Raw genomic sequence first — 15024 nt, forward strand, 5'->3', positions numbered from 1 at the left:
GTTCCGGCGTCGGCCGTCATAGCATTCCGCCATGCCGTAGGCGGCTGAACAGGACAAAGCCTGCCTGATAAGCGAATATATAACTATGAAGGCACGCATTCTGGTGGTTGATGATGATGAAGCGCTGGCCGAAATGATTGGAATTGTTCTTCGCAATGACGGCTTCGAGCCGGTCTTCTGCGCCGACGGTGCCCAGGCGCTTGACGTATTCCGGTCATCCAGGCCGGACCTGGTACTGCTGGACCTTATGCTTCCAGGCGTGGACGGCATTGAGGTCTGCCGGCAGATCCGCGCCGAATCGGACGTGCCGATCGTCATGCTCACCGCCAAGTCGGACACCTCAGACGTTGTCCGGGGCCTCGAATCCGGTGCCGACGACTACGTGCCCAAGCCTTTCAAGCCCGCCGAGCTGGTGGCACGTGTGCGCGCCCGCCTCCGCCCGGGAGACCAGAAGGCGCCGGAAACCCTGCGCATCGGCGACATCAGCATCGACGTCGCCGGCCACACCGTCAGCCGGGGCAGCGAACGCATCTCCCTTACTCCGCTTGAGTTCGATCTCCTCGTGGCCCTCGCCCGCAAGCCGTGGCAGGTGTTTACCCGCGAACTTTTGCTCGAGCAGGTCTGGGGATACCGGCACGCGGCAGACACGCGCCTGGTTAATGTCCATGTCCAGCGCCTGCGGTCCAAGATTGAGAAGGATCCGGAAGCTCCGGAAGTCGTATTGACGGTGCGTGGTGTCGGCTACAAAGCAGGGGTCTGACCCCGCTGCCTCTGACGGGGGAAGAGATCCGCAGGTTCCTCCGCCCGGACCGCCATTGCCCGACGACCACCATCCCGGGGCGGCCGGCCTTCGCCCTGGCGCTGAAAGCACAGAGGGGATGGTCCCCAGCGTTCGGCGCCTGACATTCCGTGCGATGATCTGGCAGCGCCGAGCCCTGATCGTCACCCTCCGCGTGGCACGGCTGGTGCGCATGGGGTTCCGGCGTTTCCTGCCCGCCCTGCGCTACATCGGGCGGGCGCTGCAGCGGCGGTGGCGCCGGTCCCTGCAGTTCCGCACAGTACTCACCACCTTGCTGCTGGCCGTTACCTCGTTCGCGGTGGTGGGGGCGTACCTCTCGCACCAGATTGCCCACAACCTTTTCCAGGAGCGCCTGGCCCAGGCGGAGTCCGAGACACGCTACAACGTGAAACAGGTCCAGGACACGTTCGATGGCGCCCAGGTCACCGACCAGTCGAGCGTTATCACCCTGGTGTACGACACGCTGAACGCGGTGGAAGGCCGCGGCTCGGTCATCCAGCGCCGCTACGTGTTCGAAGCCATGCCCGAGCAGACCAAACCAAGAAACCGGTGGGTGGAATCCCGCGCGTCGGACCAACTGACCGTGAGCGTCATTCCGCCGGAACTGAGGAAGGCCGTGCAGGAATCCGGCAAGGACCAGTACTGGGCGTCTACCGTCATTCCGGTGGGCACCGAGGACCGGCCCGGCATCGCCGTGGGCAACAAAGTCACCTTCAACGGCACGGTCTACGAGCTCTACTTGATCTACGACCTGAACACCGCGCAGCAGACCCTGGACGAGATCCAGAGCGTGCTGTGGGCCGGCGGCGCAGTGCTGGTGCTGCTGATCGGGGCGGTGGCCTGGTATGTCACCCGGAACGTGGTCAGCCCCGTCAGCCACGCGGCCATGGTTTCGGAGAAGCTTGCGGCCGGCCAGCTGCAGGAGCGGATGGTGGTCCGCGGCGAGGACGAGGTGGCACGCCTGGGCGCATCCTTCAATCACATGGCCGCCAGCCTGCAGGAACAGATCACCCAGCTGGCCACCTTGTCGCAGATGCAGCAGCGCTTCGTGTCGGACGTTTCCCACGAACTGCGGACGCCGCTGACAACGGTGCGAATGGCGGCAGAGGTCCTCTACGACGCCCGTGACGAGTTCGATCCCATCAACAAGCGTTCCGCCGAACTGCTCTACAACCAGGTGGAGCGCTTCCAGTCGCTGCTGTCCGACCTGCTGGAAATCTCCCGGTTCGACGCCGGCGTGGCCGTCCTGGATGCCGAGCCCGAGGATATCCTGCAGGTGGTTGCCCACGTCATCGAAGGGGCGGCGCCGGTCGCGGCCGAGTACGGGTCCGAGATCGTCCTGAGCGCACCGGCGGGTGCCATCATCGTCGAAATGGACGCCCGGCGCATCGACCGGATCCTGCGCAACCTGATCCTCAACGCCGTCGAACACGGCGAGGGAAAACCCGTGACGGTCACTGTGGCAGCCAGCCAGACCGCCGTCGGCATTGCTGTCCGCGACCAGGGCATTGGCATGGAACCGGCCGAGGCCGCCCGGGTCTTCGACAGGTTCTGGCGCGCAGACCCGGCCCGCGCGCGCACCACCGGCGGCAGTGGGTTGGGCCTGTCCATCGCGATGGAAGACACCAAGCTGCACAACGGATGGCTCCAGGCATGGGGCAGGAAGGGCAGCGGTGCCAACTTCCGGCTCACCCTGCCGCTGCGCCAGGGCGGGGACATCGACAAGTCTCCGGTGCAGCTCGAGCCGGACGATGTAATGTTCCCCGGTGAACCGCGCAACATCCCACGGGAAGGGGACAACCGCAACATGCTTGTCCTGGAAACCGGCGCAGCGCGGCTGGCTCCGGTGCCGACATCGAAGGAGACGCCCTGATGCGGCGGCGCCTGGGCGGCGCCGCAATCTTCCTACTGGCCCTCCTGCTCGTCCTGGCCGGCTGCGCCCGCATTCCCACTTCAGGGCCCGTAGGCAAAAGCAGCGAAGGCAGCGCCGGGAACCTCAATGCTCCGGTGTTCCTGCCGGCCGCCCCGCAACCCGGGGCGTCACCGGAAACCATCATTGACTACTTCTACCGAGCAGGCAGCGGCTACGAGGACGACTACGCCGTCGCACGGCAGTACCTGACGCAGGCCTCCGCTGTGTCCTGGAAACCGGACCAGCGCGCGCTGGTCTACCGGAATGCGCGGGTGGTGGCCACCGATACCGAGAACGTCTACAACTACGAGCTCGATGTCGCGTACACGGTGGACGTCGACGGGATCGCCACGCAGTCACCCGAAGGAACCATCGAGAACATTCCGGTCACCGTCACCCAGGTGGACGGGGAATGGCGGATCTCGGCGATACCGGACGGCACCGCCATCGCCGAGGAAACCTTCAAGGTGATCTACGGGGCCTATCCCATCTATTTCTACGACCCCACCTTCACGTTCGCCGTTCCGGATGTCCGGTGGTTCATCAGGAACAAGACGGTGAAGGCCATGACCAGTGCGCTGCTCGCCGGCCCTGCTCCTTACCTCCGGGGCGCCGTGGCGAGTGCCTTCCCTTCGGGAATCAAGCTGGCCCGCGAATCGGTCCCTGTTGTTTCCGGTGCTGCCCAGGTGGACCTGACGGCCAAGGAACTGATGGAAATCTCGCCCGAGGACCGCCTTCGGATGCAGATGCAGTTGACGCTGACGTTCCGCAGCCAGCCTGACGTCGTCAATGTTGAACTGCGGGCCAACCAGGACCTGGTGCGGGTGGAAGACGACGGATCAGTGCTTCCGCCTGTGCAGGACAAGAGTGTCCCGTCCCGCCAGATCGCGATCAGCGGCAACGAGCTGGTCAGATACGAAAACAACAGGGTGTTGCCGCTGCCGGACATGCAGCCGGTTTCCGCCCTGAATCCGCGACTTCCGGCCGAATCGCCGGTATCGCAGACCGCAGCGTTCCTCAATGACAGCAGGACCACGCTGTACAGCATCACCCCGGGACAGCCGGCGCGTGCCCTCACCACGCGAGGCACGTTGAGCCGCCCGTCGTTCGGGCTGAACGACTGGGTCTGGACCGCCGGGCCCGGGGCGAACGGCGACACTGAAGTGGTTGCGTATCGTCCCGCCGGGGTGGCAGAGGGGGCTTCCGTTCCGTCCGTGACCCTTGCTCCTGCCTGGCTGGCAGGCCGGACCGTCAAGGAGTTCCGGATTTCCCGCGAGGGAGTGCGTGCACTGGTCATTTCCGAACAGAACGGTAAAACACGGGTTCAGGTAGCGGGCGTCATCCGCGGGGGAGACGGAACACCCCGTGAACTCACGGCTCCCGTCACGCTGGCTACCGACAGCAATCCGGACCAGGGTGTCTGGGTCAGTGACACCACGGTTGCCGTGATGAAGGGCTCGGCGTCCTCCAACGTCACGCCGGAACTGTTGTCCCTTACCTCCGGAGAGCCCCAGCAGCTTGCGCCGTGGCCCGGGCTGGTGGCGCTCAGCGCAGGAAACGGGGCAGAGGAGATCTACGGACAGTCCGCGGAGGGCGTCTTCCAGCGCCTCGGCAACGGCTGGTCGCCGCAGATCAAGGGACCCATCGATCCGGCCTTCCCTGGATAGGCAGCGGACCTCCCGGCGGTTGCCTGGGTCTTGGGTGATGGTGAGTTTGCCTGGCGCTATCCACATGCAGGGGAGACCTGCTGGTGTTCGCCGCTGCCGGCACCGAGGGTGGAGGCATGAGCAGCAAAGCCACCCGATCGGCGCCTCCCGGCGGCATGCGCGTTGACCCGGACCTCTTTCCACCTCCGCAACGGGCTGCAAGGCACCGCTCGCACCACCAACGTAAGGTGCTTGGCCTGGTGGACCAGTTGGCAGGTGCGGCTGCCGACCTGTTGGCCCTGACCGTACCGGTGGACTGTGTGTGCTGCGGGGCGGAAGACTCTGCCCTTTGCCACGAGTGTGACCGGCGGATCAGGCGCCTGACCAAAGCGCCCTTCCGCGCCGAAAGCGGAGCTCCGGTTCTGATGGACATCGGCGGAAGGGTCCTGTTGCCCGTGGTGGCTGCCGGCGTCTACCGGGAGGAACTTGCCCAGGCGCTGCTGTCCTTCAAACGGCACGGCCAGCACCGGATCCGCGCCAGCCTTGGCCGTGCGCTCGCCGGTGCCGTCCGCGCGGCAGCGGGGGAGGGGGAGACGGCATGCCTCATCCCTGTTCCCACGAGTTCGGCGGCATACCTGCGCCGCGGCTTCAGCCCCGTCCAGTTGCTCCTGGCGGAGGCGGCCCGGCAGCTGCAGGGCGTCCAACACCTGGACGTCCTGGTGAAGAACGGCCAGGCAGGCCTGGCGTTGCCGGGCGGGCAAAAGGGCCTTGACCGGGGTGCGCGTGCCAAGCGGGTGCGCAGTTCAATGAAGGTCCGACGGCGGGCGGGAGGGAGGCTTGCGGGGCGCCGCTGCATCGTTGTCGACGACGTCCTCACCACTGGTTCGACACTGGCGGAGGCGGCCCGCGCGCTCCATCAGGCAGGGGCTATCGTGACCGGCGCGGTGGTCCTAGCGGCGACCCGCCCGCCCGATGCGGCAAGCGGCAGCCATGCCTCCGGGCAGCCGGTGAAAGCAACCATGACTTAGAAAAAAATAAACCAGGAAAGGATGAATAACGGATGCCTATGAACTAACGTCGGTGGTGGGTACCAGGAACCGACGGTACCTGTCGATGGCGGCTCGGAAAGGGGCTCGACTGTCAAACAGATCGGCCCAGTGAAGCGCCGCCGTCGTGTCACCGAAGTCATTTGGAGGGCACCATGGAGTTTAAGATCAGCGGACGAAATCTGACAGTCTCAGACCGGTTCCGCGAATATGCCGGGGAAAAAATCTCTAAAATCGAGTCGCTGGGAGACAAGGTCCAGCGTGTCGATGCCAAGGTTTCCAAGGAGACCAATGCCCGGCAGACCGGCGACCAGCTGACCGTTGAGGTGACAGTACTGGGCCGTGGACCTGTGATCCGTGCCGAAGCCAGTGCCGCTGACAAGTTTGCGGCGTTTGACCTTGCCTACAATAAATTGCTTGAACGCCTGCGCCGCGCCAAGGACCGCAAGAAGGTCCACCACGGCCGGCACACCCCAAAGGCTGTCCGTGAAGCGACGGCCACGCTTGAGCCCGCGAGTGCCCACGAACCGCTGTACGTCGAGGCGAGCCACCGGAATGACACTGCGGCCCCGCCCGTTGAAAAGTCCCCGTACGACGTGGACAACGACATTCCCGCCGGTGATTCACCGGTACTCATCCGGCGCAAGGTATTTCCCGCCGCTTCGCTTTCCCTGGACGATGCCGTTGACAACATGGAGCTCGTCGGCCACGATTTCTACCTTTTCGTGGATAAAGCGACCAACACCCCGTCGGTGGTCTATCGGCGCCGCGGCTGGACGTATGGCGTCATCACCCTGGACCACGAATGCGAACCCGGGGAGACGGTGATTGAAGAGAAGGTCCTTGCCTACCGCTCGGATGATGCCCCCGCCAACGCCTGAGGTGGCAGCAGCCACCGGAGAGGACTGATGTGTCAGCACCGCTGAGCCTAAACCAGGCACGGCGGATCGCTTTGGCAGCACAGGGACTCCACAAAGGACGGCCCGCCGGCCCCGTGACGTCACGGACGGTGGGCCGCACCTTTGCCCGGATCCAGCTCGTCCAGATTGATTCCGTGAATGTCCTCTCGCGCAGCCACTTCCTGCCCTTCTTTTCGCGCCTCGGCAACTACGACCGGACCATCCTGCAACGGATGGCCGGGACACACCCGCGGCGCATGGTGGAGTACTGGGCCCACGAGGCGAGCTACATCCGTCCCGAGCATTACCAGGACCTGCTGCTGTGGCAGAAACGCGCCTGGGTTGGCGCCGGGCGGATGGATCCCGGCCAGCGTGCCGCCGTGGCTGCCAGGATACTTGAGACCCTTGCGCGCAGCCGTCCCTTGACGGCATCCGAACTCACAGCGAGGATCGGCCACGTCGAGGAAAGGCAACGGGACAACTGGGGCTGGAACTGGAACGCGGTGAAACGGGTCCTTGAGCATCTTTTTGAGGAAGGGACAGTTTCCGCTGCCTCCCGGACGGAGCAGTTCGAGCGCAGGTATACGCTCACCGGCAGGGTGCTGCCGAACCTCGACGGCCACGATGGTGATCCGGAAGGGGCGTTGCACCGGCTGACGGAAGCGGCTGCGCAGGCACATGGCATCGGAAGCGTACGGTGTTTCGCCGACTACTTCCGCACGCCCGCAAAAGCAACGGCGCGCTCGGTAGAGCACCTGGTGCGGCTGGGCAGGCTGGAACCGGTGAAAGTGGCAGGCTGGGAACGGGACCTTTACCGGCACGTCGATGCCGTCCTGCCCCGCAGTGCCGTCGGACGGGCCCTGCTGAGTCCGTTCGATTCATTGGTGTTCGAACGCCGGCGGCTTGAGGAGCTGTTCGGCTTCCACTACCGCATCGAGATCTACACCCCGGAACATAAGCGGCGCTACGGCTATTACGTTCTGCCGTTTCTCCTGAGGGACAGGATCGTGGCGCGTGTCGACCTGAAGGCTGACCGCGCAGCCGGGAAGCTGCTGGCGAGGGCCGCCTTTGGCGAGCCGGACGCTCCGCCGGACACCGCCGTCGAACTCGCTTCTGAACTGCTCCTTATGGCCCAGTGGCTGGGGCTGCAGGAGGTGCAGGTGCACCCGGCCGGGGACCTCGCCCCGGACCTGGCACGTGCTGTGGCGATGTTATAGGTGCGGATCCGCTCTCAGGGAAACCGGCGCCTGGCCGTTCTCTCTCCCGTAGACTAAAAACGCCAGAATTCGGCGGCATGAGACTGGGAGCATTTTCACGTGGCATCACTTATCGAAAAACTACTCCGTACGGGTGACAAAAAAACCCTGCGGCAACTGCGGAACTATGCCGACTCCATCAATGCGCTCGAAGACTCCTTCAAGACCTTTACCGATGCCGAACTTCGGGAAGAAACGGACCGGCTCCGCAAACGGCACCAGGACGGCGAAAAACTCGACGACCTCCTCCCGGAAGCCTTCGCCGCGGTGCGCGAGGCCTCGTCGCGGACCCTGGGGATGCGCCACTTCGACGTCCAGTTGATGGGCGGCGCGGCCCTCCACCTCGGCAACATTGCCGAAATGAAGACTGGTGAAGGCAAGACTCTGGTGGCAACCGCTCCCGCCTACCTGAACGCCCTCACCGGCAAAGGTGTCCATGTGGTCACCGTCAACGACTACCTCGCCGAATACCAGTCCGACCTCATGGGCCGTGTGTACCGGTTCCTCGGCCTGACCAGTGGCTGCATCCTCTCCAACCAGGATCCTGCAATGCGGCGCCAGCAATATGCGGCCGATATCACCTACGGAACCAACAACGAGTTCGGTTTCGACTACCTCCGCGACAACATGGCCTGGGACCGTAACGAACTGGTCCAGCGCGGGCACAACTTCGCGATCGTCGACGAGGTCGACTCCATCCTCATCGACGAAGCCCGCACGCCGCTCATTATTTCCGGTCCAGCCCAGGGTGACACCAACCGCTGGTACAGCGAGTTCGCCAAGGTGGTCCTGCGGCTCCAGCCGGATAAGGACTACGAGGTTGACGAGAAGAAGCGCACCGTCGGCGTCCTGGAAAGCGGCATCGAGAAGGTCGAGGACTACCTTGGCATTCAGAACCTGTACGAATCCGCGAACACCCCGCTGATCGGGTTCCTCAATAACGCCATCAAGGCCAAGGAGCTGTTCAAGCGGGACAAGGACTACGTCATCCTTGACGGCGAAGTCCTGATTGTGGACGAGCACACCGGACGTATCCTCGCCGGCCGCCGCTACAACGAGGGCATGCACCAGGCGATCGAGGCCAAGGAAGGCGTCGAGATCAAGGCCGAGAACCAGACACTGGCCACGGTGACGCTCCAGAACTACTTCCGCATGTACGCCAAGCTTTCGGGCATGACCGGCACCGCCGAAACTGAAGCTGCCGAGTTTATGAGCACGTACAAACTGGGCGTCGTGCCGATTCCCACCAACCGCGACATGCAGCGGATCGACCAGCCGGACCTGGTGTTCAAGAACGAGACCGTCAAGTTTGACGCCGTCGTCCGGGACATCGCCGAACGCCACGAAAAGGGCCAGCCCGTCCTGGTGGGCACCACCAGCGTGGAGAAGAGCGAGTACCTTTCACGGCTGCTGGCCAAGGAAGGCATCCGGCACGAAGTGTTGAACGCCAAGAACCACGCCCGTGAAGCTGCGATTGTTGCCCAGGCCGGCCGGAAGGGCGCCGTCACCGTGGCCACCAACATGGCTGGCCGCGGAACCGACATCATGCTGGGTGGCAACGCCGAGTTCACAGCTGTTGCCGAACTTGCCAAGCGCGGCCTTGACCCGGAGGAGAACTCCGAGGAGTACGAGTCCGCGTGGCCTGCCGCCCTCGAGGCAGCCAAGCAGTCGGTCAAGGACGAGCATGAGGAAGTCCTGAACCTGGGTGGCCTCTACGTCCTGGGTACGGAGCGGCATGAATCCCGCCGCATCGATAACCAGCTACGCGGCCGTTCCGGCCGCCAGGGTGACCCCGGTGAGTCCCGGTTCTACCTGTCGCTGACGGACGACCTGATGCGGCTGTTCAACTCCGGTGCCGCCGAGCGACTCATGAACAGCTCAGTCCCGGATGACCTCGCGTTGGAATCCAAGCTCGTTTCGCGGGCCATCGCCTCCGCCCAGGGGCAGGTGGAGGGGCGCAATGCCGAGCAGCGCAAGAACGTCCTGAAGTACGACGACGTCTTGAACCGCCAGCGCGAGGCCATCTACAGCGACAGGCGGCGGATCCTAGAAGGTGACGACCTGCACGAGAAAGTGCAGTTCTTTATCGAGGACACCATCACCGCCCTGATCGATGACGCCACAGCCGAGGGCACCGGCGACGATTGGGACTTCCACCAGTTGTGGACCAATCTCAAGACGCTGTATCCCGTGAGCGTCACGGCCGAGGACATCATCGAGGAAGCCGGCGGCAAGTCCCGGCTCACTGTCGAGTTCCTCAAGGAGGAACTGCTGTCTGACGCCCGCCTGGTGTACCAGGCCAGGGAGGAAGCCATCGGCCCGGAAAGCATGCGCGAGCTGGAGCGCCGCGTGATCCTGTCGGTCATTGGCCGCAAGTGGCAGGAACACCTCTACGAAATGGACTACCTCAAGGAAGGTATTGGCCTGCGGGCCATGGCCCAGCGCGACCCGCTGGTGGAGTACCAGCGGGAAGGCTTCGCCCTGTTCCAGAGCATGATGGAAGCCATCCGCGAGGAAAGTGTCGGGTTCCTGTACAACCTCGAAGTGGAAGTCACGCCGGCCCAGGATGTGGTGGTACCGGACGCTTCCGGCGGGCACACCGAGCACTTGGAACCGCAGGTTAGAGCGGCCGGCCTGGAAGCTCCGGAGAAGCCGGCACAGCTGCAGTACACCGCGCCCAGCGAAACCGGCGGGACCCAGACGAAGGTGGAGACCCGCTCTTCCGGGCGATCCGGAAATCCGGCCAAGGCCGCCGCCCAGGACGCGGCCCGGCGCCCGGCGAAAAAGAAAAAGCGCTGACGGGGCGGCTGGCAAGACTGCCAGCCAGCTGCAGGCAGGTCCGGACCGCGGTTCGGACCTGTCTGTTTTCCATAGTCAGCCGATGACAAGTTCGGTTACCCGCCAAACCTGCTTGGCGCGTTCCAGGCGGACTGCGACGGCACGGGCACGGATGTCATCAATCACCACCGCGCTGGCTTCGAAGATGCCGTCAGCCACTTCGCAGACCCGGACCGAGCGCACGGTCGAATTCCGGTGCAGCCGTGCCAATACTGGGTTGCCTGTCCGGACGAACTCCCGCCTGATCAGAGCTGCGCGGTGCTGCAGATTGGCCAGGGACCGGGGATCCAACCGGCGCGCGAGCTGATGTACGGGGCGGATCCCGGCCAGAACCTCCATCGCAGCCTGGATGGTGCCGCGTATGATGGCGCGCACTTCCGCGTCCGGATCCGCAGACCTCAGGACGGGTGGACGGGCGATCCCTGCAATGCCGCTTCGAGGCTGCTCCGGCTGCCGTTGCCGCCCTTCCTGACCGGCCGCCCGGAGTGTTCCTGGTGTAGTGGATGTTCGCCCTTGGGCAGCGCGGATCGGCGTAACTGCGGACATTGTTTTCCCCTCATTTTGTTCTTTGAGTTGGTCCCGGCCGGCCCAGTGCCTGCCAGTTTGGAGTTTGGAGCTATGCAGTTGCCGGCGGCAGCAGAACTTGTCCCGGGAGCAAGGTGTCCGGATCCGGGCCGATGACGGACTTGTTGGCTTCGTACCATCGCGGCCATTCGAGCGCGATGTCCACATCGGACGCCCCCGGCCCCAAGTAACCCGACACAATGTCCCACAGGCTGTCCCCGGACAGGACAGCCACCCCACCGTTCCCCTCGCCAACCGGCTGCTGGGCCTGGAGAGCATCGCGGGCGGCAGGTGCGGCAAGCAATCCGGGGTCGACAACGGGAGCGGACGGCTGCCAGCCGGGATTGAAGGATGACGGAGGAGCCGAGGGTGAGTAGGAACCTGCTTCGGGTACCGGGACACCGTCCTGGCCACTGGGTGACGCGGCCGACGCTGGATCCGGGCCCGCGGCTGCCATTTCCGCGTAGCCGCTGGCACCTGCACCCGGAGTTTGACTGGCGCTTCCTGGTTGCACAGACACCGTTGGGTCGGGTGTGGCTGGTGCACTAAGTCCGCCGTCACTTCGGACGGGCTGTGCACCTTCCGGGATTGCCGGGACCGTTGCTTCCTGCCCCTGTGTGGGTCCCCATGCAGGCCCCGGCACCGGAACCGCGGCATGGGCGGCAGCACCGGACAGCAGCTGGAAGGACACGGCCGCAAGCACCAAACGCTGCATAAAGGCAGGGGACACTTTGCGCGTCGCCCGGGCAGCCCCTGCCTTCCCGATCCGCTCGAGGACAAGGGCACCTGCTGCGCAGCTGAAGGCTACACACCACCACAGCACCAGGACTGCCCCGGAAACGGCTGCTGCGGTTCCCAAGAGCTGCTCGATAGTGAGAGCCCGGTTTCCCGCCAGGGAAGCCTGCCACTGCCCGGCCAGTCCGGCGCCACTCAGGAAAAGCAGGGTTCCCAAAAGCAACAGGCCGACTGCCATTGCGGCGTCAGCCCGTCCCCGGTTTGCGTCCAGCGTTGTCATCCGATTCCTCTTTGATGCACTTTGATGCAGTTTGCTCCTGTCTGCTTCAGTTTGACCGCAGACCTTTCTATTTGTCTAGACACTGGAGGAGAAATTTACGTGCATTGACGGTGGGTGAATGCAGTCCTTAGGCTGACTGGATGCGCTGGGCTGCCCTTTTTGACGATATGGAAAGCCAGTTCGCCGAATCCGGGAGGCTGTCCCTGGAAGCCGAGGTCAACGAGCGCGCAAGAATCGAGATGGTGGGCGCCGGCTTCGCGGACAGACTGCGGGGCTCCCTGGGTTGCCGCATTGCGGTCCACCTGATGAGCGGCGATACCATCCACGGGGTGGTGAGCTATGCCGGGGCTGACGCGCTGGTGCTGGATGAAGACCCGCACCAGGTTCTGGTTCCCTATACGGCTGCGGCACGGTTCGTAGGCCTGGGAAGGTCGTTGCGCGCAGAACCTTCACAGGTGCGGCGGGGGCTGGGGCTGGGGAACGCATTGCGGGCCCTTGCCAGGGACCGGGCCGAACTGACGGTAACCCTCGGAAGCAGCGCGGGCAACCAGCGGATGGAAGGGGTCATTGACAGAGTGGGAAAGGACTATCTGGACCTTGCCGCCGTCACGCCCGGCGAGGCGCGCCGCAGCGGCCACGTCAGCCACGTTTCCACTATTCCTTTTACGGCACTGCTCGCCATCCGGGCGCGGCTGGCGAGGGACCTATAGCAGCGGCTTTATGAAGGGGCCGGATCACATCGACTTCGAGGACTTGGATTCCTGGATCATCCGGCTGGCCTCGGCGTACCGTTCCTCGATGTATTGCTCAAGCATCTTTTCTTCAACCCGCCACTGGCCGCGGCCGCCCACCTGGATGGCCTTCAGTTCTCCGCTTCGAACCAGTGCATAAGCGGCCGGCGAATTGATCTGAAGTTGCTCGGCGACGTCCGCCAGAGTCAGGAACCTGGGCATGCATCCATTTTGCATCACAAGACCGGGTTTGCTGTCGTTATCCACAGATTGGCCCCATTTGCGTCCATGACTTTCGTTCCGGCGCCCTTGCCGTAACAATGAGGTGTCCGGCCAACTGGGGGCGCCGGCTATCACGGGAGAAACGGCATGGTTCCTGATCCTACTGCCACCGCTGCACGCCTGAGGCGCCCGTCCTGGAAAGACCCCCGCCTGCTGCTGGGCGTCCTCCTGGTGCTGGTGTCGGTGGCAGGCGTTGTTTTCCTCGTCAACAGCGCGGATCGGACCACCGAGGTTTATGCGGCCAGGGATGCGATCGCGGTGGGTGAAGCGTTGACACCGGAAAACGTCGTGCGGGCAAAAGTTCGGCTTGGCGAGACGGAGCAGCACTACATTCCTGTTGCAGCAGGCCTTCCGGAGGGCGTTGTTGCCGTGCAGCGGATTGGCAAGGACCAGCTTGTTCCCCGGGCAAGCCTTGGGGAAGTGGACGAGCTGGACCGTAAGCCGGTGGCCCTCGCCATCGACCAGGCGCTTCCGTCGCAGGCGGTGGAGGGCGCCAGGGTCGACGTTTGGGTGGCCCAGCCCGATGCAAAGAATGGGTTCAGTGAGCCAAAGCTCCTCCTTCCCGGCGCCGAGATCGCAGAGGTGGCCGAAGGCTCCACCGCCCTGGGGTCCACCAAGACCACGATCCTCATGGTCCTTGTCGAGGATGACCGGATGCCGGCCCTGCTCGGAGCGCAGGCCAATGACGCAAAGATCTCTGTTGTGTGGAATCCGGGCGGCGGAACCCGATGAGCATCCCGGTCGTTACCGTCGGCCAGAGCCGTGATGATCTGGTGGGCGGACTGGAACGCCTGCACGGCCCTGTAACGGTTGTCAGACGGTGCGCCGAACTGCCGGAACTCCTCGCCGCATGCCAGAGCGGACTTGCCCGGGCTGCCGTCATCGCTGAGGGATCGGAGGGGCTCACCGCATCGCTGGTAGACAGGCTGGGAGCGGTGGGAGTCGCGATCATCGCGCTGACTGACAACGAGGATGAAGCGGCCAGGCTTCGGAAGATCGGAGTGGCTTCCGCGCTGACGGCGGTGGACTCCGCCGAGCTGTCAGCCTGCATTGCGGACGCGGTGGACCAATTGACCGGAGCCGGGGCACATGGGCCGGGCCGGAGTTCGCTGGCAGATACCGGCGCGGCACTGAAGGTCACACCGGCAGAACCGCCGTCTCCAGAGACGCCGGGTGCGGGACGGATCATCGCTGTCTGGGGGCCGGCAGGGGCTCCGGGCCGCACTACCATTGCTGCCAACATCGCCGGGGAGATGGCGGCGGACGGCAAGAAAGTACTCCTTGTGGATGCGGACAGTTACGGGGCAAGCATCGCCGCCGTGCTGGGCCTGATGGATGAATCGGCGGGGCTGGCGCAGGCATGCAGGCAGGCGGACCAGGGAACCCTCGATGCTGCCGCTCTGGCCAGGATTGCCACTCCCGTGGCCACCACGTCCGGAACCTTTCGAGTCCTGACCGGCATAACCCGGCCGGACCGGTGGACCGAGCTTCGCGCGCCGGCCCTTGCCCTGGTCCTGGAACGGGCCCGCCAATACGCCGACGTCGTGGTGGTCGACACCGGGTTTTGCCTCGAAGCTGACGAGGAGTTGAGCTTTGACACCATGGCTCCCCGCCGCAACGCAGCCACGTTGCGGCCGCTCGAGCTGGCGGACACCGTCTTTGCCGTGGGTGCCGCCGACCCCGTCGGAGTACCGCGGCTCGTACGCGGCCTCGCGGAACTTGAAGCTGCTGTGCCGCAGGCGTCCCCCACCGTTGTTATGAACAAAGTTCGGGCCTCCTCAGTGGGCAGAAGCCCTGAACGCCAACTGCGGGATGCTTGGGAAAGGTTCGGCCCTGCCTTCGAGCTCAAAAAGTTCCTGCCATATGACCCCGGAGCGGCAGATACGGCATTGCTGGCAGGGTCGCTCCTCCTTGAAGCTGCTCCTGATTCTGCCCTGCGTCGCGCCGTGCGTGATCTGGTTTGTGCACCTGACCAGCAAAAGTCCAAATCCTCTGTCTTTTCTTCCACAGCACGGCGCAGGGCAAAGGACTAGGCT

At 64.4% G+C, this 15024-nt stretch carries 13 protein-coding genes; 10 read left to right on the forward strand and 3 right to left on the reverse strand.

Annotated elements, in window-relative coordinates; translation table 11 throughout:
- The first annotated feature begins 85 nt into the window (after window positions 1-85).
- From mtrA to secA, 7 genes are all read left to right on the forward strand, one after another.
- Window positions 86-760: an MtrAB system response regulator MtrA gene (mtrA, locus tag FDW83_RS04450; protein ID WP_138136373.1), complete on the forward strand. Its 675-nt coding sequence runs from the start codon at window positions 86-88 to the stop codon at window positions 758-760.
- 118 nt (window positions 761-878) lie between these two features.
- Entirely contained in the window at window positions 879-2672 is a 1794-nt protein-coding gene (gene mtrB / locus FDW83_RS04455; protein WP_171027443.1) for an MtrAB system histidine kinase MtrB, read from the forward strand.
- Complete coding sequence (locus tag FDW83_RS04460) at window positions 2672-4378, forward strand: LpqB family beta-propeller domain-containing protein (protein ID WP_138136374.1); 1707 nt, start codon at window positions 2672-2674, stop codon at window positions 4376-4378. Before mtrB ends, FDW83_RS04460 begins: the two co-directional genes overlap by 1 nt.
- A gap of 116 nt (window positions 4379-4494) precedes the next feature.
- Window positions 4495-5385 carry a ComF family protein gene (locus FDW83_RS04465; protein WP_138136375.1) on the forward strand — a complete coding sequence of 297 codons (891 nt, stop codon included), beginning with the start codon at window positions 4495-4497 and terminating at the stop codon, window positions 5383-5385.
- 173 nt (window positions 5386-5558) lie between these two features.
- Window positions 5559-6284, forward strand: a complete 726-nt coding sequence (gene hpf, locus FDW83_RS04470) for a ribosome hibernation-promoting factor, HPF/YfiA family (protein WP_138136376.1) — start codon at window positions 5559-5561, stop codon at window positions 6282-6284.
- A 29-nt stretch (window positions 6285-6313) separates the two neighbouring features.
- Window positions 6314-7519 carry a winged helix-turn-helix domain-containing protein gene (locus FDW83_RS04475; RefSeq protein WP_138136377.1) on the forward strand — a complete coding sequence of 402 codons (1206 nt, stop codon included), beginning with the start codon at window positions 6314-6316 and terminating at the stop codon, window positions 7517-7519.
- A 99-nt stretch (window positions 7520-7618) separates the two neighbouring features.
- Window positions 7619-10357, forward strand: a complete 2739-nt coding sequence (gene secA / locus FDW83_RS04480) for a preprotein translocase subunit SecA (RefSeq protein WP_138136378.1) — start codon at window positions 7619-7621, stop codon at window positions 10355-10357.
- 75 nt (window positions 10358-10432) lie between these two features.
- Here secA and FDW83_RS19065 read toward each other — a convergent pair whose 3' ends face one another.
- The gene (locus FDW83_RS19065; protein WP_240720841.1) at window positions 10433-10771 is read right to left on the reverse strand and encodes an Rv3235 family protein; all 339 of its coding nucleotides are present in this window, start codon (window positions 10769-10771) and stop codon (window positions 10433-10435) included.
- Window positions 10772-11012: 241 nt separating this feature from the next.
- Complete coding sequence (locus tag FDW83_RS04490) at window positions 11013-11975, reverse strand: LysM peptidoglycan-binding domain-containing protein (RefSeq protein WP_138136379.1); 963 nt, start codon at window positions 11973-11975, stop codon at window positions 11013-11015.
- Window positions 11976-12115: 140 nt separating this feature from the next.
- On the opposite strand from FDW83_RS04490, the gene FDW83_RS04495 reads away from it, so the two are divergent.
- A complete protein-coding gene (locus FDW83_RS04495) occupies window positions 12116-12685 on the forward strand; it encodes a hypothetical protein (protein WP_138136380.1) in 570 nt (189 codons plus the stop codon).
- 24 nt (window positions 12686-12709) lie between these two features.
- On the opposite strand, the gene FDW83_RS04500 is transcribed toward FDW83_RS04495, so the two are convergent.
- A complete protein-coding gene (locus tag FDW83_RS04500; protein ID WP_138136381.1) occupies window positions 12710-12928 on the reverse strand; it encodes a helix-turn-helix domain-containing protein in 219 nt (72 codons plus the stop codon).
- Window positions 12929-13075: 147 nt separating this feature from the next.
- On the opposite strand from FDW83_RS04500, the gene FDW83_RS04505 reads away from it, so the two are divergent.
- Window positions 13076-13720, forward strand: a complete 645-nt coding sequence (locus FDW83_RS04505) for a hypothetical protein (RefSeq protein ID WP_138136382.1) — start codon at window positions 13076-13078, stop codon at window positions 13718-13720.
- A complete protein-coding gene (locus tag FDW83_RS04510) occupies window positions 13717-15021 on the forward strand; it encodes a P-loop NTPase (protein WP_138136383.1) in 1305 nt (434 codons plus the stop codon). The genes FDW83_RS04505 and FDW83_RS04510 overlap by 4 nt, the downstream gene beginning before the upstream one ends.
- The last annotated feature ends 3 nt before the right edge of the window (window positions 15022-15024 follow it).

Source organism: Pseudarthrobacter sp. NamE2, from assembly GCF_005796205.1.
Taxonomy (GTDB): Bacteria; Actinomycetota; Actinomycetes; order Actinomycetales; family Micrococcaceae; genus Arthrobacter.

What these genes read in the sequence shown, in the direction of transcription:
- mtrB (WP_171027443.1), top strand. Translation starts at nt 879, where the DNA reads ATGGTCCCCAGCGTTCGGCGCCTGACATTCCGTGCGATGATCTGGCAG.
- FDW83_RS04495 (WP_138136380.1), top strand. Translation starts at nt 12,116, where the DNA reads ATGCGCTGGGCTGCCCTTTTTGACGATATGGAAAGCCAGTTCGCCGAA.
- FDW83_RS04490 (WP_138136379.1), bottom strand. Translation starts at nt 11,975, where the DNA reads ATGACAACGCTGGACGCAAACCGGGGACGGGCTGACGCCGCAATGGCA.
- hpf (WP_138136376.1), top strand. Translation starts at nt 5,559, where the DNA reads ATGGAGTTTAAGATCAGCGGACGAAATCTGACAGTCTCAGACCGGTTC.
- FDW83_RS04500 (WP_138136381.1), bottom strand. Translation starts at nt 12,928, where the DNA reads ATGCCCAGGTTCCTGACTCTGGCGGACGTCGCCGAGCAACTTCAGATC.
- FDW83_RS04510 (WP_138136383.1), top strand. Translation starts at nt 13,717, where the DNA reads ATGAGCATCCCGGTCGTTACCGTCGGCCAGAGCCGTGATGATCTGGTG.
- FDW83_RS04505 (WP_138136382.1), top strand. Translation starts at nt 13,076, where the DNA reads ATGGTTCCTGATCCTACTGCCACCGCTGCACGCCTGAGGCGCCCGTCC.
- FDW83_RS04465 (WP_138136375.1), top strand. Translation starts at nt 4,495, where the DNA reads ATGAGCAGCAAAGCCACCCGATCGGCGCCTCCCGGCGGCATGCGCGTT.
- mtrA (WP_138136373.1), top strand. Translation starts at nt 86, where the DNA reads ATGAAGGCACGCATTCTGGTGGTTGATGATGATGAAGCGCTGGCCGAA.
- FDW83_RS04460 (WP_138136374.1), top strand. Translation starts at nt 2,672, where the DNA reads ATGCGGCGGCGCCTGGGCGGCGCCGCAATCTTCCTACTGGCCCTCCTG.